Annotated in this window: 24 protein-coding genes; 9 read left to right on the top strand and 15 right to left on the bottom strand. The window is 38.0% G+C overall.

Annotation, left to right across the window (positions count from 1 at the left end):
• The first annotated feature begins 53 nt into the window (after nt 1-53).
• Nucleotides 54-821, top strand: a complete 768-nt coding sequence (gene rlmB / locus FA047_RS04515) for a 23S rRNA (guanosine(2251)-2'-O)-methyltransferase RlmB (protein WP_136834775.1) — start codon at nt 54-56, stop codon at nt 819-821.
• A gap of 68 nt (nt 822-889) precedes the next feature.
• Here rlmB and FA047_RS04520 read toward each other — a convergent pair whose 3' ends face one another.
• Together FA047_RS04520 and FA047_RS04525 are read right to left on the bottom strand one after the other, a co-directional pair.
• Nucleotides 890-1,981, bottom strand: a complete 1,092-nt coding sequence (locus FA047_RS04520; protein ID WP_136834776.1) for a mannose-1-phosphate guanylyltransferase — start codon at nt 1,979-1,981, stop codon at nt 890-892.
• Between the two features lie 19 nt (nt 1,982-2,000).
• Nucleotides 2,001-2,966: a KpsF/GutQ family sugar-phosphate isomerase gene (locus tag FA047_RS04525; RefSeq protein WP_136834777.1), complete on the bottom strand. Its 966-nt coding sequence runs from the start codon at nt 2,964-2,966 to the stop codon at nt 2,001-2,003.
• A gap of 89 nt (nt 2,967-3,055) precedes the next feature.
• Between FA047_RS04525 and recQ the strand changes: the two genes are divergently transcribed.
• The gene (recQ, locus tag FA047_RS04530; RefSeq protein ID WP_136834778.1) at nt 3,056-5,245 is read left to right on the top strand and encodes a DNA helicase RecQ; all 2,190 of its coding nucleotides are present in this window, start codon (nt 3,056-3,058) and stop codon (nt 5,243-5,245) included.
• 15 nt (nt 5,246-5,260) lie between these two features.
• A complete protein-coding gene (kdsA, locus tag FA047_RS04535; protein WP_136834779.1) occupies nt 5,261-6,076 on the top strand; it encodes a 3-deoxy-8-phosphooctulonate synthase in 816 nt (271 codons plus the stop codon).
• An 18-nt stretch (nt 6,077-6,094) separates the two neighbouring features.
• On the opposite strand, the gene FA047_RS04540 is transcribed toward kdsA, so the two are convergent.
• A complete protein-coding gene (locus FA047_RS04540; RefSeq protein ID WP_136834780.1) occupies nt 6,095-7,990 on the bottom strand; it encodes an OmpA family protein in 1,896 nt (631 codons plus the stop codon).
• 59 nt (nt 7,991-8,049) lie between these two features.
• Nucleotides 8,050-8,673, bottom strand: a complete 624-nt coding sequence (locus FA047_RS04545; protein WP_136834781.1) for a 7-carboxy-7-deazaguanine synthase QueE — start codon at nt 8,671-8,673, stop codon at nt 8,050-8,052.
• Nucleotides 8,674-8,735: 62 nt separating this feature from the next.
• On the opposite strand from FA047_RS04545, the gene FA047_RS04550 reads away from it, so the two are divergent.
• Nucleotides 8,736-9,074, top strand: coding sequence for a Rieske (2Fe-2S) protein (locus FA047_RS04550; protein WP_136834782.1), 339 nt, complete (start codon nt 8,736-8,738; stop codon nt 9,072-9,074).
• A gap of 24 nt (nt 9,075-9,098) precedes the next feature.
• Here the strand turns inward: FA047_RS04550 and FA047_RS04555 are convergent, their stop codons facing one another.
• The 6 genes from FA047_RS04555 to FA047_RS04580 are packed head-to-tail and all read right to left on the bottom strand — an operon-like array spanning nt 9,099 to nt 15,588.
• Nucleotides 9,099-9,980, bottom strand: coding sequence for a bifunctional 5,10-methylenetetrahydrofolate dehydrogenase/5,10-methenyltetrahydrofolate cyclohydrolase (locus FA047_RS04555; protein WP_136834783.1), 882 nt, complete (start codon nt 9,978-9,980; stop codon nt 9,099-9,101).
• A gap of 18 nt (nt 9,981-9,998) precedes the next feature.
• Nucleotides 9,999-11,786 carry a translation elongation factor 4 gene (lepA, locus tag FA047_RS04560; RefSeq protein WP_136834784.1) on the bottom strand — a complete coding sequence of 596 codons (1,788 nt, stop codon included), beginning with the start codon at nt 11,784-11,786 and terminating at the stop codon, nt 9,999-10,001.
• Nucleotides 11,787-11,819: 33 nt separating this feature from the next.
• Nucleotides 11,820-12,560: a copper homeostasis protein CutC gene (locus FA047_RS04565; RefSeq protein WP_205943235.1), complete on the bottom strand. Its 741-nt coding sequence runs from the start codon at nt 12,558-12,560 to the stop codon at nt 11,820-11,822.
• Between the two features lie 12 nt (nt 12,561-12,572).
• Complete coding sequence (locus FA047_RS04570) at nt 12,573-13,604, bottom strand: N(4)-(beta-N-acetylglucosaminyl)-L-asparaginase (RefSeq protein WP_136834786.1); 1,032 nt, start codon at nt 13,602-13,604, stop codon at nt 12,573-12,575.
• An 11-nt stretch (nt 13,605-13,615) separates the two neighbouring features.
• Complete coding sequence (locus FA047_RS04575) at nt 13,616-14,419, bottom strand: nitrilase family protein (protein ID WP_205943236.1); 804 nt, start codon at nt 14,417-14,419, stop codon at nt 13,616-13,618.
• A gap of 23 nt (nt 14,420-14,442) precedes the next feature.
• Nucleotides 14,443-15,588 (bottom strand): methionine aminotransferase, encoded by a 1,146-nt coding sequence (locus tag FA047_RS04580; protein WP_136834787.1) that lies wholly within the window; start codon nt 15,586-15,588, stop codon nt 14,443-14,445.
• 67 nt (nt 15,589-15,655) lie between these two features.
• On the opposite strand from FA047_RS04580, the gene FA047_RS04585 reads away from it, so the two are divergent.
• Complete coding sequence (locus tag FA047_RS04585) at nt 15,656-16,426, top strand: queuosine precursor transporter (RefSeq protein WP_136834788.1); 771 nt, start codon at nt 15,656-15,658, stop codon at nt 16,424-16,426.
• A 2-nt stretch (nt 16,427-16,428) separates the two neighbouring features.
• On the opposite strand, the gene FA047_RS04590 is transcribed toward FA047_RS04585, so the two are convergent.
• From FA047_RS04590 to FA047_RS04595, 3 genes are all read right to left on the bottom strand, one after another.
• On the bottom strand, nt 16,429-16,806 hold the full coding sequence (locus tag FA047_RS04590; protein ID WP_136834789.1) for a GreA/GreB family elongation factor: 378 nt from the start codon (nt 16,804-16,806) through the stop codon (nt 16,429-16,431).
• A 142-nt stretch (nt 16,807-16,948) separates the two neighbouring features.
• A complete protein-coding gene (locus FA047_RS20410; RefSeq protein WP_169304312.1) occupies nt 16,949-17,098 on the bottom strand; it encodes a hypothetical protein in 150 nt (49 codons plus the stop codon).
• Between the two features lie 107 nt (nt 17,099-17,205).
• Complete coding sequence (locus tag FA047_RS04595; protein ID WP_136834790.1) at nt 17,206-17,595, bottom strand: response regulator transcription factor; 390 nt, start codon at nt 17,593-17,595, stop codon at nt 17,206-17,208.
• Nucleotides 17,596-17,804: 209 nt separating this feature from the next.
• On the opposite strand from FA047_RS04595, the gene FA047_RS04600 reads away from it, so the two are divergent.
• The 3 genes from FA047_RS04600 to FA047_RS04610 all read left to right on the top strand — a co-directional run bounded on the left by FA047_RS04600 (nt 17,805) and on the right by FA047_RS04610 (nt 19,701).
• Nucleotides 17,805-17,981: a histone H1 gene (locus FA047_RS04600; RefSeq protein ID WP_136834791.1), complete on the top strand. Its 177-nt coding sequence runs from the start codon at nt 17,805-17,807 to the stop codon at nt 17,979-17,981.
• 61 nt (nt 17,982-18,042) lie between these two features.
• Complete coding sequence (gene mgrA / locus FA047_RS04605) at nt 18,043-19,038, top strand: L-glyceraldehyde 3-phosphate reductase (protein WP_136834792.1); 996 nt, start codon at nt 18,043-18,045, stop codon at nt 19,036-19,038.
• Nucleotides 19,039-19,047: 9 nt separating this feature from the next.
• Nucleotides 19,048-19,701 carry a YceH family protein gene (locus tag FA047_RS04610; RefSeq protein ID WP_136834793.1) on the top strand — a complete coding sequence of 218 codons (654 nt, stop codon included), beginning with the start codon at nt 19,048-19,050 and terminating at the stop codon, nt 19,699-19,701.
• On the opposite strand, the gene FA047_RS20415 is transcribed toward FA047_RS04610, so the two are convergent.
• Together FA047_RS20415 and FA047_RS04615 are read right to left on the bottom strand one after the other, a co-directional pair.
• Nucleotides 19,698-19,868 (bottom strand): hypothetical protein, encoded by a 171-nt coding sequence (locus FA047_RS20415; RefSeq protein ID WP_169304313.1) that lies wholly within the window; start codon nt 19,866-19,868, stop codon nt 19,698-19,700. The genes FA047_RS04610 and FA047_RS20415 overlap by 4 nt on opposite strands.
• A gap of 103 nt (nt 19,869-19,971) precedes the next feature.
• Nucleotides 19,972-24,042 carry a hybrid sensor histidine kinase/response regulator transcription factor gene (locus FA047_RS04615; protein WP_136834794.1) on the bottom strand — a complete coding sequence of 1,357 codons (4,071 nt, stop codon included), beginning with the start codon at nt 24,040-24,042 and terminating at the stop codon, nt 19,972-19,974.
• A gap of 343 nt (nt 24,043-24,385) precedes the next feature.
• Here FA047_RS04615 and FA047_RS04620 point away from each other — a divergent pair, with 343 nt between their 5' ends.
• A complete protein-coding gene (locus tag FA047_RS04620) occupies nt 24,386-24,853 on the top strand; it encodes a CHRD domain-containing protein (RefSeq protein ID WP_136834795.1) in 468 nt (155 codons plus the stop codon).
• Nucleotides 24,854-24,863 lie beyond the last annotated feature (10 nt).

The raw sequence follows: 24,863 nt of genomic DNA on the forward strand, positions 1-24,863 counted from the left end.
GGTTCAAATAATCCCATTTTTTGAACTATTTTTGCAGCTCAATTTGCAATGAAATGGAAAATTCCAGGAGGTCGGGAAGACCTAAAGAAAATAATGAGTTTATATTTGGTATACGCGCTGTTATAGAGGCTGTTAAAGCAGGCAAAGATATTGAAAGTATTTACATTCAGCGTGGATTAACAGGAGGAATTATCCTTGAACTGAAAGCGTTGTTAAAAGACGTGGATGCTCCGGTTCACAATGTTCCTGTAGAGAAGTTGAACAGGATGACCCAGAAAAATCATCAGGGTGTTATTGCTGTAATTTCAGCCATTTCTTTTCAGAAAATCGAAGACATTGTTCCTGTGATTTACGAGAAAGGTGAAGTGCCTTTAGTATTGATCCTTGATGGAATTACAGATGTGAGAAATATGGGGGCGATAGCAAGAACAGCTGCCTGCGCGGGTGTGCATGCCATTGTTGTGCCGACCAAAAATTCAGCACAGATCAATGCAGATGCTATAAAAACCTCTGCAGGTGCATTGTTTACTATACCAGTATGCAGACACCCTAATCTTCAGAAGATAGCACTTTATCTGCAAGATTGTGGTTTGCAGATTGTAGCATGTACTGAAAAAACAACTGAATTGATCTATGTTCCTGATTATACTGTTCCAACCGCAATTGTAATGGGAGCCGAAGATGAGGGAATTTCAAATGAGATTATGCGTATGGCCAATCATTTGGCTAAAATACCGATGATAGGAGAAATCAATTCTCTGAATGTTTCTGTTTCAGCAGGTGTCATTTTATATGAGGCCATCAGACAGAGGACTCTTTAATTGATCAGAATATAAAAAAGGGTTGTATAATTGATTCATACAGCCCTTTTTTATGAAATTAGGTTTCTCTAAATGTATTTGACTCCAAATTTAGATTTCACATCTGCAACGATCTGCTTGATGCTTTGTTCCTCTGATCTTGGACAAATCAACAAAGTGTTATTGGATTCTACCACAATGTAGTCGTGAAGGTTTTGCAGGATCACAAGTTTATCCTTCGGGACATTTACCATGCAGTTTGATGAATTGAACATCATTACCTTTTCAGAGGGGATCACCGCATTGCCAACATAGTCGTGTTCAGCTATGTCATAAATGGAAGCCCACGTCCCTAAATCAGACCAACCAAAGTCTGCCGGGAGAACATAAACATTATCTGCTTTTTCCATAATGCCAAAATCGATTGAAATGTTGGTGCATTGCTGGTAGGCATTGCTGATAAATTCCGGTTCATTGGCAGTGTTGTATATAGGAGCGCCCTGTTGGAATATCTCATACATATCTGGTAAATGCTTAGAGAAAGCGTTGTTTATAGACTTTGCAGACCAGATAAATATCCCGGCATTCCATAAAAAATCGCCACTTTGCACGAATGATTTCGCAAGTTCAAGATTAGGCTTCTCCGTAAATATCTTTACCTTATGGATCTGGTCATCAGTTTTTAAGCGATTTTCAGTATACTGAATATATCCATATCCCGTGTCAGGTCTGCTTGGCTTGATTCCCAGGGTAATTAGACAGTCATTTTGGGAAGCCGCCGTAAGCGACTGCTCAATAGCAGATATAAAGGCATCCTGATTAGTAATGGTATGATCAGACGGAGCCACAACTATTGTAGCATCAGGATTGAGCCTGGCAATTTTTGTAGAACCATAAGAAATGCAGGGAGCTGTATTTCTCATGATTGGTTCTGCAAGAATCTGATTAGCATCCAAATCAGGTAGTTGCTCTTTAATGATGTCAGTATATATTTCATTGGTAACAATGAAAATATTTTCAGGAGGACAAATTTTTAAAAACCTATCGTAGGTGCTTTGGATTAGGGTCTTTCCGACGCCAAAAAAATCGATGAATTGTTTAGGATATTCAGTTCTGCTTACTGGCCAAAAGCGGCTTCCGACGCCACCGGCCATTATTAAGGCGTAATTATTTTTATTCATATCTGGTAATCGCGTATCTCTATATTATACCTTCCTGCAGAAGGTCGTGTAAATGTATGATCCCAAAATAACTGCCGTTGTCAGTAACAAGCAGTTGAGTAATGTTGTGATTTTTAATCAGTTCAAGTGCCTGTACCGCCAGTATCTCTTTATCAATACTCTTGGGGTTTTTGCTCATTAAATCCCTTGCAGTGATGTCTGCTAAGTTAGAATGTTTCTCCAGCATTCTTCTAATATCTCCGTCAGTTATTATTCCTATGATCGTATCATTTTCAATAACAACGACCGTACCCAAACGGTTTTGACTAATTTCTATTATGACATCTTTTACTGAAGCAGTAGGGTGTATACGTGGTTTTTCATTTTTCAGCGCGATGTCGGCGGCCTTTAAATAAAGTCTCTTTCCTAATGAACCGCCGGGATGGAAACGGGCAAAATCATTTTCATTAAAATTGCGTGCATGGAGCAGGCATACCGCCAGTGCATCACCCATTGCAAGTTGGGCTGTCGTGCTGGTTGTTGGTGCGAGATTGTGTGGGCAGGCTTCTTTCTCAACTGAAGTGTTTAATACATAATCAGCCTGTAAAGCAAGATCTGAATTAATTTGTCCTACCATACCAATCATGATATTTCCGGATTGTTTGAGAAGAGGAGCGAGTACTTTTATTTCAGGCGTATTTCCGCTCTTGGAAATACAAATCACGATGTCGTTTTTTTGAATCATCCCAAGGTCGCCGTGGACTGCATCTGCTGCATGCATAAATACCGAAGGGGTTCCTGTAGAATTAAAAGTAGCGACAATTTTTTGCGCTATAATTGCACTTTTTCCTATTCCGGTTACAATTACACGACCATTACTTTCGTGAATCAGGTTAATTATCTCTACAAAATCATCATTTATATGTTGAATTAAGTCGAGAATGGCCTGAGCTTCTAGTTGTAACGTGTTAATTGCGTTGTCTATAATAGATTTTTTACTTTTCAAACAGAAATTATTAGTATATTGATGCTTTGAATTAGTGCAAAATTATGTTATTTTGAAGTAAAAATAGCACTGAATATTTTATACACGAAATGGATGTGAAAAAGTCGTTGTTTGACAACTTACAAACCTTTTTTGGTTTTGATAATTTTAAAGGTGATCAGGAGTCTATCATCACCAATATTCTCGAAAAGAGAAATACGTTTGTGATAATGCCTACGGGTGGGGGAAAATCCATTTGCTATCAGTTGCCTGCTTTAATGGAAGAAGGTACTGCTATAGTTATATCACCGCTGATTGCGCTGATGAAAAATCAGGTAGATCAACTGCGTGCTTTTGGCGGGAGCGACAGTATTGCACACTTCTTAAATTCTTCTTTAAATAAAACAGAAATCACTCAGGTTAAAAGTGATCTGCTGAGCAGACAGACAAAGCTTTTGTATGTCGCGCCAGAGTCACTCTCTAAACAAGACAATATTGATTTTTTGAGATTGATCAAAATATCTTTTGTTGCCGTTGATGAGGCACACTGTATTTCGGAGTGGGGACATGATTTCAGACCTGAATACCGGAAAATCAGGCAGGTGATTCAAGGGCTTGGAGAGGATATCCCTATTATTGCACTGACAGCTACTGCTACGCCTAAAGTTCAGCAGGACATCATCAAAAATCTTCAAATGTCTGACGCCACGTTATTTAAGTCGTCATTTAACAGACCTAATCTGTTTTACGAGATTCGACCGAAGCGTGATGTGATCAAAGAGATCATCAGGTACATTAAATACAACACAGGTAAATCAGGTATCATTTATTGTTTAAGCCGTAAAAAAGTAGAGGAAGTGGCGGAAACGCTTAATTTAAACGGCATAAAAGCACTTCCATATCATGCGGGGCTTGAACCTAAAGTACGTGCAGATACTCAGGATAAATTCCTTATGGAGGATGTGGAAGTAATCGTAGCTACAATCGCTTTCGGTATGGGGATAGATAAACCGGATGTGCGTTTTGTGATCCACCATGACATTCCCAAAAGTATGGAAGGGTATTATCAGGAGACTGGTCGGGCTGGAAGAGATGGTGGCGAAGGAATCTGCATTGCATTTTATGCACAAAAGGATGTAGATAAGCTGGCTAAGTTTATGAAAGACAAGCCTGTATCTGAACGTGAAATTGGCACACAAATCTTAAAGGAAGTCATCGACTACGCTGAATCAGGCGTTTGTAGAAGAAAGCAGATTCTTCATTATTTTGGAGAGAACTTCAATGAGACTGGTTGTAACTGTATGTGCGACAACTGTAAAAAGCCTAAAAAGCAATTTGAAGCGGAAGACTCATTAATGATTCTGCTCAAGCTGATCAAAAAAATAGGAGAGAAGTTTGATGACAGCCATATTTTAGCCATCATCATGGGGACTGAAACTGCTCAGACGATTGCATATGAACACAGTAAACTACCAGAGTTTGGTATTGGAACAGTAGAAGGTGAAAATCACTGGAAATCTTTAATTAGGCAGGCTGTACTTAATAATTTTTTGTCTAAAGACATTGATAATTATGGCCTACTAGGATTAACGAATGCCGGTATAGGATTTATTGATAGTCCCTACAGCCTGAAATTTGTGTTGAATGAACCAATAGAAAGTGCTGCAGATGATGATGAAGATGATGTGAAACATGGTAGTGGCACGTTAGATACGCAATTGCTTCAGTTGTTAAAAGATCTGAGGAAGAAGATAGCAAAGCAAAAAAATGTACCTCCATTTGTAGTTTTTCAGGATCCTTCATTGGAAGAAATGTGCACCCATTATCCTATTGCAATGGACGAATTGAAGCAGATTTCGGGAGTAGGTAACGGGAAGGCACTTAAGTTTGGAGGTCCTTTTCTTGAATTGATCAAAAAGTATGTAGAGGACAATGATATAGAACGACCTATCGATCTGATCATAAAAACACAGGCTAATAAGTCACAGCTCAAGGTTTCTATTATTCAAAATATAGACCGGAAAATAGGACTCGAAGATATTGCTAAGTCAAAGGGTATCACTTATGATGATATTTTGAAAGAGGTTGAGGCGATTGTAAATTCGGGTACGAAATTAAATTTAAGTTATTTTGTGGACGAAGTTATTGATGAGGATCGCCAGGATGAAGTATTTGATTACTTTCAATCCGCAGAGAACGATTCAATTGATGAAGCCCTGAAAGAACTTGGTGAGACCGATTATTCACGTGAAGAAATACAACTGATGCGTATAAAGTTCATGTCTGAATTAGGTAATTAACAATTAAAAAACACAATGATCAATTTCGAGTTAGATAAACTAAAACATATCAATTCCGGTAATTTCTTTTTAATGGCTGGCCCATGTGCTATTGAAGGTGAGGATATTGCCATGCGTATTGCAGAAAAAATAGTTGCCATTACAGATAAATTGCAGATTCCTTATATATTCAAAGGCTCATACCGTAAAGCGAACCGTTCAAAAGGAAGCTCTTTTACCGGTATAGGAGATGAAAAAGCACTTAAGATCCTGGAAAAAATAGGGGCCACATTTAATGTGCCGACGGTAACAGATATACATGCCCATGAAGAAGCTGCAATGGCAGCTGCTTATGTGGATGTATTACAAATCCCCGCATTTTTATGCAGACAAACAGACTTGCTGATAGCTGCTGCCCAGACGGGAAAAGTAGTGAATGTGAAAAAAGGACAGTTTTTGTCTGCCGCTTCAATGAAATTTGCGGTTGAAAAAATAGTAGAAGCCGGAAATAATAAAGTTATACTTACTGACAGGGGCAATACATTCGGCTACCAGGATTTGATTGTAGACTATAGAGGTTTACCTGAAATGCAGAGTTTCGAAGTTCCTGTAGTAATGGATTGTACACATTCTTTACAGCAACCTAATCAAAGCAGTGGTGTAACAGGTGGTAAACCCGAACTGATCGGTACTATCGCAAAGGCAGCCATTGCAGTAGGGGCTGATGGATTATTTATTGAAACACATCCCGATCCAGCCAATGCAAAGTCTGATGGTGCCAATATGCTTCATCTGGACTTGCTTGAAGATTTACTTGTAAAACTGATAAAAATAAGGAAAGCGGTTATTTAACCGCTTTTTTAAGTCTGGTTATAGCCTGGTGATTAGAAAGGATGTTCTTCTGTTGAGCTTTCTACCGGTCTCACTATCATTTGTTGCTAGGGGCTTTGTTTCTCCAAAACCTTTATAGGTTAATCTTTCGCCTGCTATTTTACTATTTAAAAGGTAATCGTAAACTGATTTTGCACGTTGAAGAGAAAGTCTCATGTTATTTTCGTCATTTCCAACGTTATCGGTATGACCCTGTATTTCAATATTGATGGCAGGATTATTTTTTAAAAGGTCTACCAGGGTGGCCAATTCTATAAATGAAGTTTGAAGGAGATTATATTCGTTGGTATTAAAAAAGATATTTTTTAATATAACATTACTTCCAACCTTCAATTTGTCCATATTTATCTCCAATAAAAAGGGCTTGTTAATGTAAGAATTACCTAATTCATAATTCTCAGAATGGAATAAATACCCATTTGCACTAACATTAAAAGCATAATTTCCTCCTATAGGCATTACAGCTAAGAAATCACCGGTTTCATTAGATGTGTAATCATTATATTCTACCTGTTTGTTTTTTAAGTTTACCACTTGTACTTTGGCTTCCAGGAAACTGCCGGTTTGTCTGTCTTTTACAATGCCCTTTACATAAGTGATTGCAAGCGGCTTCTTGTCATTTGGTATGTTGAAATGATAAATATCCATATCACCAAATCCTCCTTGCAAGAGAGAAGAAAAGAGACCCTCGGTGCCATCTGGTGTAACGATTAGTCCTGTTTCTTCATTAAAAGTATTGATGGGGTATCCCATGTTCTCCGGCTTCGACCACTTGCCGGAATCGCTCATTCTGCTTAGAAAAATATCTTTGTTTCCTAAGCCTGGCCAGCCGTCAGAAGAGAAGTATAAGGTTTTTCCATCAGGGTGAATAAAGGGAGTGTGCTCATCATAGGGAGTATTGATATCCGACCCCAGGTTTTCAGGTTTACTCCAGTATCCATCACTTTGCAATGTACTTTTCCATATATCGTATCCCCCAAGTCCACCAGGCCTGTTGCTTACGAAATAAAGAGTGCTGCCATCTGGACTGATTGCCGGTTGGGATTCCCAGTACTGTGTATTTATCGGGTTGCCAAGATTAAATGGGTCGCCCCAGCTGTTGCCTTGTTTATGACTTACGTAAATGTCACACCTTCCTAAGCCATCTGGTCTGTTGCATCCTGTGAAGAAAAGATATTTGCCGTCGGGGGAAATTGACTGTGCACCTTCATTGTATTTTTTGGTATTAATCTTGTCACTCAATTCCCGCGGACTAGTCCAGGTATCTGCTTTTTTTTCAGAAATGTAAAAGTCCTCATTTCCATCAATATTTCGGCTAAATATTAGTTTTTCGCCATCTGCGGTAATTGACGGGAAATAATCACGATAGCTTGAATTGATTTCCTTACCCATATTGACAGGGCTGTATATTTTTGGTGATTTAATAGCAAGCACAGAAAATTCACAATCTTTAAGGTACTTGTTGGCCTTGACTATAAAATCCTTGTCATTTCCTTTATACTTTTCGATAAAAATCCGGATATTCTTATAAGCATTATCATAATCACCAGTAAATATTTCCGACTCCGCTAATCCATAATAAACTCTGGCATCTACATTTTCATTTATTGCCAATGCACTTTTATAAGCACTTTTAGCCGCTCCGAATGACTTAATTCGACGGTTTATATCTCCGAGCTGTATAAAGGCATATTGGAAATTGGGATCTGCAATAACGGCCTCTTTCAAAATAAGTACGGCCTGATCGTAGTTGTCAGATTTCAGGTGAGTCTGGGCTTTATCAAAACTGGTCTGTGCCTTTTTTACATTGCTTAACTGTGCTACAACTTGCTGAATGCTAAGGTGTAAGAAAAGTATAAGCAGTATTACTCTCATTTGCAGCTATTTGTCTTTATTTTAAATATACTGCAATTCATTGGAAATAAAAATCAGCTTTACGGGATATTTAAGAATTTATGTGTCTGTAATGAAATCTCCCATTTAGGGTTAGCCATTACATAGTCGATAATAAGGGGTGTAATTTCTTTTGATTTGGACCACTCCGGCTGCAGGTAAAGTTTGCACGTATCTGAAACGGTTTCTGCATACTTCTCTGCCCATTCAAAATCACTTTTATTAAATACAATCACTTTCAGTTCATTTGCAAATGGAGTGATATCCGGTCTAGGCGCTTTAAATTTCTTCGGCGACAGGCAGATCCAATCCCACTTTCCTGAAAGGGGGTAAGCACCTGAGGTTTCAATGAAAGTGAGTATGTTTTTTTCCTGAAGTTTTTGAGTCAGGTAATCAAGATTATAAATTAATGGCTCCCCACCGGTAATGACTACTGCTTTTCCGGGGAAGCTATCTGCTTTAGTAACGATATCATCTGATTTTGTAAGCGGGTGCAGTTCAGCGTCCCAGCTCTCTTTTACATCACACCAATGACAACCTACATCGCATCCACCTAATCGAATGAAATAGGCTGCCTTACCTGTATTAAATCCTTCTCCCTGTATAGTATAAAATTCTTCCATTAAAGGAAGTAACGTGCCGTCTGCTGGTATTTGATGTGCCATATTTAAGATTGCAAAGGTAGATAAAATAATTGCGTTGCTTATATTTAGACTTTAAATATTGCATGAATCTGAAATGGTATAAAATAGAAACCGATTTACCAGATGGTGAATTCGTGAAACAAGTTGTTGTGAACGGAAAAAAAATGTGTTTGTTAAAACACCAGGATAAGTTATATGCGGTTCAGAATACTTGTCCCCATGCTGGAGGAATACTTAGTGGGGGGTGGTGCAAAGAAGGGCATTTAGTTTGTCCTATCCATAGATGGGAATATAATCTGCAGACGGGCAGAGGTGCTGAAGGACAGGGGGATTATATCGACATATATCCTGTTGAAATCAGAACTGATGGAATATACGTGGGTTTAAAAGAGCGCTGGATTAAAAGAATATTCGGAAAATAAACAACGTTATTTTCCGAATACTGATTATTTATAGATTTCTTTTTTAGCTGAAGCCAATGTGTTTTTTAGCAGGCCGATTATCGTCATCAAACCTACACCTCCGGGAACAGGAGTTATCCATGAAGAAATAGGGGCTACATTGTTAAAATCAACATCTCCATATAATTTATAACCTGATTTAGTCTGAGTTGAAGTTTCTCTGTTCATACCAACATCAATAACAATAGCACCAGGTTTGACCATATCTGCTGTGATAAAGTTCTTTTTCCCAATAGCAGCGATGATAATGTCGCCTTGTAATGTCATGTCTTTGAGATTCGCGGTTCTGCTGTGTGTTAATGAAACCGTACAGTTCCCTGGGGTGGCATTACGAGCCATAAGAATACTCATTGGACTACCTACAATATTACTTCGACCTACAACTACACAATGTTTACCGGTCGTATCAATTTGGTAAGCTTCAAGCATTAGCATGATGCCATAGGGAGTAGCAGGTATGAAACATGGTAAATTGCGCATCATTCTTCCCAGATTAACTGGATGAAAGCCATCTACATCTTTGCGGTGATCAATTGCTTCAGTAACTTTTTCCGGATCAATATGTTTAGGAAGCGGTAGCTGTACAATCAGTCCATCGACACCTGGATCCTGGTTGATTTCTCTAACTTTTCCTAGCAGTTCTTCTTCAGTTGCAGTAAGGTCATATCTTATCAGAGAAGATTGAAAGCCAACCTTTTCACAGTTTTTCATCTTGCTGGCCACATAGGTTTCGCTACCTCCGTCATTTCCAACCAGAATAGCTACCAAATGTGGTTTTCTCCCTGTTTCACTTAAAAAATCTGCTGCTTCAACAGCGATGTCCTGTTTTATTTTCTCCGATACGAATTTTCCGTCGAGTAACTGCATTGAAATGATGTATTTTGGTTAATCTAATTTTAATACTGCCATGAAGGCTGTTTGGGGGATTTCTACGTTACCCACTTGGCGCATTCGTTTTTTACCTTGCTTCTGCTTTTCTAATAATTTACGTTTACGGGAAATATCACCACCGTAGCATTTAGCGGTGACATCTTTACGTAAAGCACTAAGTGTTTCGCGGGCAATAACTTTTGCACCAATAGATGCCTGTATTTTAATCTCAAATTGCTGACGCGGGATTAATTCTCTCAGCTTCTCACAGATTTTCTTTCCAAAATCATAAGCATTGCTGCGGTGGATCAATGAGGATAAAGCATCAACAGGCTCTTCATTCAATAGCATATCCAATCTGACCAAATCAGATTTTCGGTATCCAACCTGATGGTAGTCAAATGAAGCATAACCTTTAGAAATCGTTTTTAGCTTATCATAGAAGTCGAAAACGATCTCTCCCATAGGCATCTCAAAAACAAGTTCTACACGATCTGAAGTAAGGTAGGACTGATTGACAATAATTCCTCTTTTCTGAATACAAAGAGACATTACCGGCCCGACAAATTCCGCTTTGGTAATGATATTTGCTTTAATATATGGTTCTTCCACAGAATCCAGTTTACTAGGATCCGGTAAATCTGATGGATTGTTTACAATCACTTCATCACCTTTAGTTGTCTTTGCGATATAAGACACGTTGGGTACGGTAGTGATAACCGTCATGTCGAATTCGCGTTCCAGGCGTTCCTGAATAATTTCCATGTGCAACATTCCAAGAAATCCACAACGGAAACCGAAACCTAATGCGGCAGAACTTTCCGGCTCGAAAACGATAGAAGCATCATTCAGTTGCAATTTGTGCATTGCCTCACGTAATTCTTCAAACTCATCGGTATCAACAGGGTAGATACCTGCGAAAACCATAGGTTTTACCTCTTCAAAACCTTGAATAGACTCCGTTGATGGTCTGTCTACAGTAGTAATTGTATCACCGACTTTTACCTCACGGGCTTCTTTAATGCCAGAAATAATATAGCCAACATCGCCCGTTTTAACTACTGTACGCGGCGACATATCCAACTTGAGAATACCTACTTCGTCTGCTAAATATTGCTTGCCGGTATTAATGAATTTAACTTTATCACCTTTTTTGATCTCCCCGTTTACTACTTTATAATAAGCGATAATCCCCCGGAAAGGATTAAAAACCGAATCGAAAATCAGTGCTTGTAAAGGTGCTTCAGGATCGCCAACAGGTGCAGGAACACGGTCTACAATAGCTTGAATGATATCGGGAATACCCATGCCTGTTTTACCGGATGCTGGTATAATCTCTTCCCGTTTACAACCAATTAAATCAATAATCTGGTCTTTCACTTCCTCAGGCATTGCCCCAGGAAGATCCATTTTATTTAAAATAGGGATAATTTCAAGATCGTGCTCTAAAGCTAAATATAAGTTTGAAATTGTTTGGGCCTGAATTCCCTGAGATGCGTCAACAATAAGCAGGGCACCTTCGCACGCTGCGATAGAACGTGACACTTCGTAAGAAAAATCTACGTGCCCAGGCGTATCAATCAGGTTAAAGTTGTATTCAATTTCACCAACTTTATAATTCATTTGTATGGCATGACTTTTAATCGTTATGCCCCGTTCGCGTTCAAGATCCATGTTATCCAGTAACTGGGCCTGCGATTCACGTTGAGAAATCGTTTTGGTGTATTCCAATAGACGGTCAGCCAAGGTGCTTTTTCCGTGGTCAATATGTGCAATTATGCAAAAATTACGTATATGCTTCATCAGTGGCGCAAAGATAAGATTTTGAGCGGATTATTATATAGGTTTGTTAGCCAGCTCAATTAAATTTTTTACGGTCTCACTATCAGTAAGATCATAACTAAATTCATCAGCTATGCTGCCCATGTTTAATTTAGGGTTTCTGAATTGCATTTCACTTTTTATTGCGTGCTTTGCAGAGGCATGAAACTCGATAGCACCAGTTATTTTGATGATTTCCTGAATGTTACTTGTGGAGATACCTGCGCCAGGCATAATAATGATTCTTCCGTTTGCAAGTTTACTCAACTTGGCCAATACTTCAATTCCTCTGTGTGCGGATGATTCACCACCTGAAGTTAGGATGCGTTCACATCCGAGTTCGATGATATCTTCCAGGGCCTGCTCCAGATTATTGCTCATATCAAATGCCCTGTGAAAGGTTACATGCATTGGTTTTGCCATTTCGATCAATTCTGCACATCTTTGTTTATCTACGCTGCCGTCGGCTCTCAAAATACCGATAACGACCCCGTCACATTTTAATGATTTGCATATTTTAATATCTTCCTTCATTATGGAAAACTCCAAATCAGAATATAGAAAATCACCACCCCGGGGGCGAATGATGGGGTAAATTTTTATAGATAACGTCTTTTTTGCGAGTGCAATTTGGGAATAACTGGGGGTCGTTCCTCCTTCAGGTAAATTGTCACATAGTTCAACCCTAATTGCGCCACCTTCCTGAGCCGCCAGAGCAGACCTAACAGAATTGGCGCACACCTCCATATTTACCATGATACTTTTATTTTAATAATAACTCTTTCCAGGAATCAATAAATCATTTTTTTCTTCCGTACACACCGCATAGCTAAAACCCTTCTGAATTGCAAAAGCACCATATTCGCCTTTTTTATTCAGCGCCAGGAATCCCACCTGAATGTTTTTAGCTGTCTCTGGTTTCTTTTTGATGATTCTCATGACTGCTTCTTTGCAAGCTGCTTCAGGACTATAGCCTTGTCTCATCAATTCGACTACCAGAAAACTGCCTACATTGCGGATCACTTCCTCGCCAACGCCGGTAGAGGTGGCGCCGCCCACTTCATTATCTACATAAAGTCCAGCACCAATAATAGGACTGTCTCCAACACGTCCATGTAGTTTGTAAGCCATTCCACTCGTAGTGCAAGCACCTGAAATGTTACCTTTGCTATCAATAGCAAGCATACCTATTGTATCATGGTTGTATTGATTTCCTGGTAATTTTGTAGGTGCAGCCTTATCATATAGTTTGTTTTCTATATTCATCACGGGTGCATATTTAGCTGTTTTAAGCCATTCTTTCCAGGCCTTTTCGCTTTCTTTGGTCAGAAGATTTTCCTTTTTAAAGCCGTTTTCAAGGGCAAACTGTAATGCGCCATCGCCAACCAGCATGACGTGAGGCGTTTTTTCCATCACTAATCGGGCAACTGAAATAGGGTGTACGATATGTTCTAATCCAGCTACGGAACCACAATTACCCAGTTCATCCATTATACATGCATCAAGTGTAACGTGTCCGTCACGATCAGGTAAACCACCGTATCCTACAGACTGATTCTTGGGATCTGCCTCAGGTACGTGAACACCTTTTTCAACTGCATCTAAGGCTCTTCCGCCAGAAACCAATACCTTCCATGCTGCCTGATTGGCCGCAATTCCAAAATCCCAGGTAGAAATCACAATCGGTTTAATGTCTTTTATGTCCGGTGGAGGTATCATCCCTGAGGCACTTTTATTACCTATAGCAAACAAAGAAGCTGTGGCAGCAGTGGACTTAATGAATTTTCTACGGTTAAGCATATATGCTATTATTAAATGATTTTAAATTGATCTGCATCCCTTAAAAAGGGAAAGATTCTACGTGTTTTTACTACCTCTTCGTAATTGATACTGAAGGTGTATAGGTCTTCGTCTTCAGGTTTATAATATACAGTTTTACCCTGTGGATCTATACATTGTGAATGGCCACTATGGTAGATTTCATTCCCGTCATGTCCGACACGGTTTGCTCCGATTACATAACTTTGATTTTCAATAGCTCTTGCAGGAATCAAAGCATTCCAGTGTGCAGATCTTTTATCTGGCCAGCTTGCAATGATCAAAAGGATATCATACTCTTGATATTTGTTGCGAAGCCATACAGGAAAACGAAGGTCATAGCAAATAGCGAGACGAATTTTCCATCCTTTCAGATCAACAATGACCTGTTGTTCACCTGCTGTATAGCTTTTGTCTTCATTCCCGAGACCAAATAAATGACGTTTGTCATAATGACTAAAGCTGCCGTCAGGCAACATCCAGATTAACCGGTTGTAATAATGATTGTTTTCTTTTATGATCAGGCTTCCGCAAACTACACAATCATATTTTTGTGCAGTCTGCTGCATCCATAGCATTGTTTTTCCATTCATTTCTTCGGCCAATGCTTCAGCATTCATGGTAAATCCTGTATTGAACATTTCGGGAAGAATGATCAGGTCTGTTTTTTCCTTGATACCCATGGATAATCTAAGCGCCAGGTTCTGCAGGTTTTTGTCTGTGTTTTCCCAAAATAAATAGGCCTGAAAGATAGTTATCTTAAGATTGTTAATGTTCAGGTAATTTGGATGTTCCATTATGCTGATTTAAAGGATGTGAATTATAATTGCATTAGTCTTTCAACGGCTTTTTCTAATGTTTCTTGTTTCTTGGCGAAACAAAATCTCAATATCTTGTGATCTGTACTGCGGATATGGAAGGCAGAAACAGGAATACCGGCGACTCCGTATTCTTTTATCATTCTAGCGGCCATATCGGTGTCTTTTTCATCACTGATGTGACTATAGCTTACACACTGAAAATAAGAGCCATGACAAGGTAACGGTTTTAGTCTTGTTTCATTTAGTAATGATCTAAAGAAGTCACGTTTTTCCTGAAAGAAATCGGATAGTTCATTGTAAACAGCAGGATTGCGAAGGTAATTGGTGATGCCAACCTGCATAGGTGTGTTTACACTAAAGACATTGAACTGATGGACTTTTCTGAATTCTTTCATTAGATTTTCCGGCGCCAGGCAGTATCCCATTTTCCATCCCGTGGTATGCAATAGCTTTCCAAATGAAGCAATAATAAAGCTTCTTTCTCTTAATTCGGGATATAATGCTATACTATGGTGTTTTTTGCCATCAAATATAATATGCTCATATACCTCGTCACTTAAAATTAAGACATCTGTATTTTTTGTGAGTTTAATGAGAGCTTTTATATCTTTTTCAGACAGGATACAGCCCGTAGGATTTTGTGGACTGTTCAATATGATCATTTTTGTGTTTGCAGTAAAAAGCTTTTTGACCATTTCCCAGTCAATTTCATAGTCTGGCGGATTCAGTTCGTAAGGTTTTACCAGTCCACCCAAAAGCTTAACAGCAGGGGCGTAGCAATCATAAGCAGGCTCAAATATGATCACTTCATCTCCGGCATTAATGCATGAAGATAATGCTGTAAATATGGCCTGCGTACCACCAGCGGTGATTGTAACTTCAGTATCCGGATGATAATTTGCACCATAAAGAAACTCTGCTTTTTCTGCAATCAGTTCTCTGAGTGATAATAGCCCAGGCATGGGTGCATATTGGTTGAATCCGTCTTTCATTGCATCATTAACCATACTGATTAATTTGTCATCGCAATTGTAATCAGGGAAACCCTGAGAAAGATTGATGGCTTTATGAGTCTCAGCCAATTTTGACATCACGGAAAAAATAGTGGTGCCTACACCTGGTAATTTGGATTGTATAGATATCATGTTAAAGCGAAAATAGAAATAATATTTATCTCGTTATATCGGATTTATTTAATAATTTCATCTTGCTATGAGTTTTAAAACAAAAGAGAGTAGGCTATTGCTCATTCTAGGTAGTTTTTTTGTTGCCAATGCAATCCTTTCCGAGTTTATTGGTGTGAAGATATTTACCGTAGAGGGTACACTTGGTATAAAACAATTTGATATAAATTTACTTGGTGTACCAAATCTTTCTTTTAATATGTCGGCGGGTGTTTTGACATGGCCACTTATATTCATCATGACAGACATCATTAATGAATATTTTGGTGTGAAACAGGTAAGATTTTTATCGATTCTGACCGCTGCACTTATAGGTTATGCTTTTATTGTTGTTGGGGCAGCTATGCACCTGACACCATCTGGATTTTGGGTGAATCAGGAAGTTAATGGAGCACCATTGAATATGAATAATGCGTTTGCAGGCATTTTTGGACAGGGAATGTGGATCATAGTTGGTTCCATAGTAGCTTTTTTGGTTGGACAAATTGCTGATGTACTGATTTTTCACAGGATTAAGAGGATAACCGGCGATAAAGCTTTGTGGTTGCGTGCCACTGGATCAACCCTGGTGTCTCAATTTATTGACAGTTTTGTTGTCATCTTTATTGCTTTCTATTTGAATCCTGCTTATCACTGGAGCTGGCAAATGGTAGCGGCGATAGGTTTGGTAAATTATACTTATAAATTCATTGTGGCCATCTTAATGACTCCTATATTATATATTGTACATGGTCTTATTGATGGTTATCTGGGTAAAGACCTTGCACAGCGAATGATTAAGATGGCCGGAAGAAAATAATATTAATTTCTTTTTACAAGCAGGATTTTGAATTCCTGTATCCCATCAGGCATTTCCCAGTTAATGATATCATTGGTTCGGTAGCCAAAAAGTGCGATACCGATAGGGGCAAATACAGAAACTTTTTTTATCTGGATATTGGCTTCCTCGGGCATGACTAAAGTAAATGTAAATTCCTGCCCGGTTTTAGTATTTGCTATTGTTGCTTCAGATTTAAGACAAACCACATCAGCGGGGAGATCTTCCTCAGAATAGATAGTGGCTTCCTTTAGCTCAAGCCTTAGTTTTTCTTTGTTGTATGCGCTCATGTTAGATTTCTCTAAATGCTCTTTCAATAATTTAAAGTCGCTTTTTGATAGCGATAGTGATTTTGTTTCCATAAAGTGTTATAATTGAATACGCATTAAAATCTAGGATCAGATAGTTGAAGCTTCGGTTTTAAACGCAAGGTGATAAATACATGTAGAATGATCAGGAGATCAACGGCCCCAGAATCGAAGAAAAGTCGAAATGATCCGGGGCTTAATTGATAAAGTCCTTACTGGTCGTCTGGAATGTAAATCCAAAAGGATAGTTTTCTCTGAAAAACTTTTTAAATAGGGCATACATTTGCAACTGACCTTTGTTGTAGGTCGCAATCCATGCTTTATATGTACTTTTAAAGTATTTCATTTGCGGCTAATCTCGGTAGCTTTTTCTTCATATCAAAGAAATATCGGTCTTTATTCTGTCGGATTTCGTAAAGCGTTGTTTTTTGAATGTTTTATGTGGGGGTGGCACTATTGACGGGAGTCGCCTGATGATGTCACCTTAGATAATGTATTTTTTATGATTTGTATCAGATGTTCCAGATCAAATGGTTTACTAATGAAATCATCTGCGCAAGCTTCTTCGAGTATTGCTGTTTCGGCTGCATGAGCGGACATGATCACTACGGGGATGTGCGTAGTTGTAGCAGCAGTTTTTAATGAATGACATATTTCAATCCCGTTTCCATCGGGAAGCATCACGTCCAAAAGTATCAGATCGGGCCAATTTAATTTCATTTGGGTATTAAAGGCCCTGGCTGTTTTAAAAGTGTTTACAAGATACCCTTCTTCAATTAGTATATATTCTACAATAAAACTGATATCTTGATCATCTTCAACAATATATATAAGTTTGGGCATAGTTGGGATATTTGTGAGTTGTATTGTGAAAGTAACCAACAGACGCAGTAAAAGGTTTGCCCTAAAAACAACATTAGTCAGAAAAACTGCAATAGGAATGAAGTTATACCCATTTATTTCTAAAATAATATATATTTGGCTTATAAATTAAAAATCACAACATGAAGGCCGTGAAAGCGGATTCATGGCATTAACAAAAATTAAAAATTATGGAAAAATTTTCAAAAGTTAAAGAATTGTTAGCTTCCGTAGAGGCTGATGCTGAGAAATTTTACAATGCAGGTAACAACGCTGCTGGAACAAGAGTACGTAAAGCTATGCAAGATTTAAAAGTTCTTGCTCAGGAGATTCGTACTGAAGTAACAGACAAGAAAAACGCTAAATAAGTATCAGTACTTTTTAAATATCAGTAGCAGTTTTTTACTGCTACTGAATATTTCCGATAATATGCCATACCTACCCGATCCAGAAAGATATACTAAAATGAAATACCGCCGCTGTGGTAATAGTGGCATTAAACTTCCAGCAATTTCCCTTGGCCTTTGGCATAATTTTGGGCATGTTGATCAACTGGAGAATTCAGCCAATATTTTAAAGCTGGCTTTTGACAGCGGAATTACACATTTCGATCTTGCTAATAATTACGGTCCTCCTCCAGGATCAGCTGAAGAAAATTTTGGTGGCATCTTAAAGAGAGATTTTAAGGGCTTCAGGGACGAAATGATCATTTCCACAAAGGCAGGATATACCATGTGGGATGGGCCATATGGTGATTGGGGTTCAAAGAAATATCTTATATCCAGTATAGATCAAAGTTTGAAAAGAATGGAATTGGATTATGTAGATATTTTCTATCACCATAGACCAGATCCGGAAACTCCGATAGAGGAAACAATGAATGCTCTTGATCTTATTGTAAGGCAAGGCAAAGCATTATATGTTGGAATTTCAAACTACAAGCCTGAAGAGGCAAAGAAGGCCATCGGAATTCTCAAAAGATTAGGAACACCTTGTTTGATTCATCAGCCAAAATATTCAATGTACGAACGCTGGATAGAAGATGGTCTATTAGACCTGCTCGGTAATGAAGGTGTTGGGTGTATTCCTTTCTCTCCTTTGGCACAGGGGATGTTAACAGATAAATATTTAAAAGGTATTCCTGAAGATTCAAGAGCAGCGAAATCGCATGGATTTCTACAAAAGGATCAGATTACTGAATCCAAAATTCAACAGCTTGTACAGCTCAATAAAATAGCAGAAAGCAGGGGGCAAAAGTTGGCTCACATGGCTTTATCCTGGATATTGAAAGATGAAAGGATTACTTCAGTGCTGGTAGGGGCGAGTAAACCAGAACAACTTGCAGATTCATTAAAATGCCTGGATAATACTAACTTTAGTGAAGAGGAACTCAATAGTATTAACCGGATCCTTTCCAATTCTTAGTATCTATTAATGGACACATCACAGACGCTACCTATTTTAAATGCTGAAGAACTGCGTGTTCTTGGTGTGCTTATGGAAAAAGCAAGGACTACGCCGGAGTATTATCCTATGACAATTAATGCGATTACGGCTGCATGTAATCAGAAAACCTCAAGGAAACCTGTAGTACAGTATGATGAGCAAACGGTTACATTAACTCTTGATTCGCTTAAAAGAAAAAGCCTGATATCTACGGCAACGGGAGGTTCCAGTCGTAGTATTAAATATAAACATAACTTTGCAATTGTTTTTGCGGTAACACCTCAGGAGGTCGCTATTGTTTGCCTGCTAATGTTGAGAGGACCTCAAACTCCCGGCGAATTAAATACGAATTCAGGAAGGCTATATGAATTTGAATCATTAGAAGAAGTACAATCTGTATTAGAAAGACTTTCTGATTCTGAATTACCTTATGTTCTCCAACTTCCAAGAAAAGCAGGGCAAAAGGAAACTCGGTATACACATTTGCTTAGCGGAATACCAGATCTTACACAGGATGAAACTAATGAGGATAATTATAGTAAACCCGCAACCGATATGGAAATCCGTCTTGCTCATGTAGAACAAGAACTAGCGGAATTGAAAGAAGCTTTCAATAAACTGATGAAAGAATTGATTGGTTAGTTTTTTACACCAACAGCAATCGTTGTGTCTGTTTTTGAAGAATCGACGGATTTTACAGTGTTTACCTCTGCGATTTCAGGTTCAGGTGCCCTAAGCTTCATTTTTGTGGTGTTATTACAAGCACTAAGCAGCGTTACAAGACAAATAAGCGATAAGATAGCTTTCATAATTTTTGACTAAATGGTTATTTTAGTCAAAAGTATATACTAATTTCCATTTGACCCACAATTCGAAAGGATTTTACAAAGCTATGGCTAAAAGTATCATAAGTTAGCTTAAGCTTTTGCTAAATGTCTTCGGCGTTTCACCATAGACTCGTTTGAACTCCCTGCTAAAATATTTTGGATCATTAAAACCTACCATATAGGAAATTTCAGATATGGTATATACATTTTGTTTTAGCAACTGTGATGCCCTTTTCAACCTTATTGATTTCACAAAATCATTTACAGAGAGATCAGTCATAGCTCTTATTTTTTTGTATAAAATCGGCAGACTCATTCCCATTTCTTTCGCCAGATCAAAAACTCCAAAGTTTTCGTCGGCCATGTGTTTCTCAATATACTTGATTGTCCTATCAATGAATGCATGATCTGTCGAATTAATTGTGACATTTTGGGGCTGCAGATTAATTTCCTGGGAGAATTTCTTTCTCATCGTATCTCTTGCCGCCAACAGATTTTTGATGCTTAGATTTAACAGTGCCATACTAAACGGCTTTGTAACATAGACATCGGCTCCTGTTTCGTATCCCGCCAGCTGATGGTCATAGGATGAACGTGCTGTGAGCAATATAATTGGAATATGACTTGTCCGCTCATCTGTTTTGAGTTTATGACATAGCTCTAATCCGTCCATTAAAGGCATCATTACATCGCAAATGATGAGATCAGGTAAAAGCTCGACAGCGATTTTTAGGCCGCTAAGACCATTCATGCAGGTCTCTATTTGATAATTCGGACTTATCGCATCAACAAGGAGTTGTATGATTTCAATATTGTCTTCAACGATCAGGATCATTTCGTTACTTTTCACAACGTCTGTATTCTGATTCACAAAAATAGGAGGGGCATCCTGCTGCAGGTAAACCTTATGCAGTGATGCAGTTTCTTTAACTTCCAGAAGTTCCTCTTTTTTAAAATGAGCTTTTCCCGTTTTCAACTTAATGGTAAAACAGGTATAACCATTTTGTTCTATAGTGGCAGGTGTACTTACAATTTCAATTTTACCATGATGGGCGTCAATTATCCCCTTTGAAAGTGCAAGGCCGATACCAGATCCGATGTGGTTAGATTCTTGTTCATCTACCTGAAAATAGTCGCTAAATAATTTATTTTGACTTTCGTAAGGAATACCCTGGCCATTATCGGTAATTCTGATTTCCACTTCCTGGCTCGTCTGATGTATTGATAATTCTACTTTTCCACCTTTATTACTAAATTTAAAAGCATTTGCGATCAAGTTGAAGAGTACTTTTTCCAACTGGCCTTTGTCGAAATAAAGTTCCGTAGATTCTTGATCTGTTATAAAGTTGTATTCTATATTCCTGCTGACGGCCATGTCTTTAAAGGCTACAAAAATTTCATCGCAGAAACCGACTAAGTCGCCAATGCTGACCTGAAGTTTAAGATGACCGGTTTCGGCCTTTCTGAAGTCCATAAGTTCTGTTACCAGCCTCATCAACCGGTCGGCGTTATTCTTAAGTGGTATTACTTGATTATTTATTTCCGGGTAGTTTTTGGACGTATTTAAAAGATGTTCGATTGGTCCCAGTATTAAGGTCAATGGAGTGCGTATTTCGTGCGCCACGTAGGTGAAGAAATTCAGTTTCATTTTTTGAAGGTTTTCAGATTTCTTTAACATTGCTTTCACGAAAAAGTACCGCAGTGTTACAAATAAGATGCTTGAAAAAAGAAAAAAGTAAAAAAGATATGCCCACCAGCTGGCCCAGAACGGGGGGAGCATATTGATTCCTATGGTAGCGAGATTTCCACCAGGTGTTCCGTCATTGTTGATCCCCTTTACGTTAAAAATGTAATTTCCAGATGGAAGATTGGTATAGGTTGCATAAGGTAAACTAGTACTTATCCAATCCTTATCATAACCTTCCAACTTGTAATAATATTTATTTTTATCAGGTTTAATATAATTTAATAAGGCGTAACTGATCGTAAAGTTATTATGATCATGATTGAATTTAAGTTTTGGACTGTAAATGATGTTTTCCCTCATCATTATATTTGTATTGTCTACCTGCACGGTCTCATTAAAAAGCTTAAGACCGGTAAAAGTAATCGGGCTTACAGTATTGTTTACTTCAATCTGATTGGGAAAAAATGAAGTTAAACCATTGTACCCGCCAAAAAAGAATTCACCTTCTGACGTTTTAAGAAAAGACCTCATATTAAAGTCATTACCTGCCAGGCCGTCGCTTTTCGTATAAGTATTAAACCTGCCGGTTTTCAGGTTCATTTTAGATAAACCATTATCCGTACTTATCCATAAATTGCCATCATCATCTTTAATCATACCGAGCACATTATTGTTACACAGGCCGTCAGTTTCAGTATATGTTTTGAACTTTCTATTTGCAACATCAAATACTGAGACTCCACCAAAGTAAGTTCCTATGCAGAACTGGTTTTTTGAAGTCTGAATGATGCAGTTGATGTAGTCAGACTGCAGACAATCTATATCTCCTTCTTTTTTGAGGAAGACCTCCATTTTATGAGTAGCTGGATTGTATATGTGTAAGCCTTTTACCGTGCCAATCCAAATGTTTCGCGATGAATCTTCAATGACTGTCTGTACATATTTATTAATCAATTGTTTCTCCAGATCGCTTTTGACGGTTTTTTTTGCAAATCCTCCAGGTGTCCTAACGATATTGTTTAAACCATCACGTGAACCGACCCAGAAGGTACCCCAACTGTCTTCCATTAAGGTCATAATATCCGCATTGCCTTTGTTTCCGAGTTTGTCAGCGGTATTTGTAATGTGTTCAAATCTTTTTGTATCAGGATTAAAGACACTGATAAATCCCTCATGCATACCTATGAAAATTTTACCATTTCTATTATGAAAAAGGCTTTTTACGAGATTGGAAGGCATGGCATTTTGATGTCCGGGTATCATCTTGTAATGTGAATATCTGCGATTTCTCCTGTCGAAATAATTTAATCCTCCACCTTCCGTTCCTATCCACAGATTTTTTTGCTTATCCTCAACGATCGCTCTTACTATATTGCTATTTATACTAGGTACAAAACCACTTGCTCTGTAATTATGAAAAGCACCAGGATAGGGGTACACCAAATCAATCCCACCATAAAAGCTGCCGATCCATATTGTTCCATTCAGATCTTGAAACATACTATGAATGGAGTTTTGACTTAGACTGGTATTGATGTCTGGGTTATGTCTGTAATTGCTGAAAGTTTTAGTTGTAGGATCCAGAATACTTAATCCTTCCTGTGTGCCTATCCAAAGATTTCCATTTTTGTGGACAAGAATTTCTCTGATATCATCATGTATAAGCGAATTTGCAATGCCTTGTTGATGTGAATAATTTAGAAAAGAGCCTTTCCAGGGATTATAAAGATTTACCCCCTTATCTGTTGCTATCCATAGATTATTATCATGGTCTCTTGCGATGTCTGCGATGTAATCAGAGCTGATGCTGCCGACATTATGTGTTTTCCTGAATACCTGGGCAAGTGTTTTTCCTTCTTTTGTGATGTTCATTTTGATTAGCCCGCTGTTCGATCCAATCCAAATGGTGCCATCTTTATCTCTTAATATACTATAGATGGAATTCAGTCGAGGGTTATTGCCATCATCTTTAAAATAGAATTTCTTAAAGATATTCTTTTTCCTATTGATCAGCAGGTTAAGGCCGCTGTCTGTACCAATCCATAGATTTTTGTCCCAATCTTCGTAAATACAATTGATGATGTCATTGCTCAGCCCATTGTTTTTAGTCGTAATTCGGATAAAGTTATCGTTTTTACTGTCATATTTATTCAACCCGCTTGATGTTCCCAGCCAAAGTGTTCCTTTAGAGTCGGTAAATATGGATTCTATAATATTATTGGAGATACTATTGGCATTTTTAGGGTTGTTGGTATAAATTTTAAATTGGGAACCATCGTATCTGTTCAGGCCATGTCTGGTCCCAAACCACATAAATTGATTTTTGTCTTGGCCGATACTAACAACAGAATTTTGCGAAAGTCCCTGCTCCAGGGTTAGATTGCCGAAAGAAATATCGTGTTGCGCAAAGCCCTTTTTTTGAAGTAATAAGATAAATAGAAAGTAGAATACAATCAGTTCTTTTTTCACCTGCTTGATAATTTATTACAAGTTAAAAGAGCGTTTTATAATCTTCGAATAAATGTAACATTTTCATGGTAAATTTAATCCTGTCTATCTCTTATTTTAAGATTTTCATCTTTTTTAGTTGAATAATATCTGAGTTTTGGTTAAGCCAAATATATCATCGTGATGGTTGTGTGATTAATGAAAACGTTTGCATTTTACATGTAATATTTCATTACTAACAACGTAAAGAACCATCAATTTGAAGCAAACAACAGATTTGTTAACCTAAACCACAACCATATGAAGAAAAACTAACCATCATCTCTCGCAAAAATCAACATTAACAATTAACCAAACCAATAAAATGAAAAGTACTAACATGAGTATAAAGAATATACTTGTTGTCGTGATCATGCTCACATTGATTTCATGCAAGAAGGATGTATTTAAATCAGATATTTTTATAAAAAAAGAGTGGAAAATAGATCTAAACACTTCTAATATAATTCCGGCTATATCAAGCAGAACAGATCATGCTGTTGCTATTCTTTACCTTATGGACAATAAGCAGTTGTCTTACAATATCTATTTTGATAAACCCTTTGAAAATGGCGACAATGCTACTTCCGCAAAACTATATACTGGCAGTTCCACGGAAAATGGTGCTGTATTGCTCGATTTGAAAAATGGTTCATTCAATGCTCAGCGTGAAATAAGCGGCATTCTCAATCTGGATGATGTTACCATACAAAAACTACAAAGCGAATCTGTTTACATGCAAGTAAGTTCAAGTCAGAAAACCGATGGACTAGTGCGTGGACAACTTCGATAATAATTAGTGT

The organism is Pedobacter frigoris (genome assembly GCF_005116445.1).
In the GTDB taxonomy this organism is placed as follows: domain Bacteria; phylum Bacteroidota; class Bacteroidia; order Sphingobacteriales; family Sphingobacteriaceae; genus Pedobacter; species Pedobacter frigoris.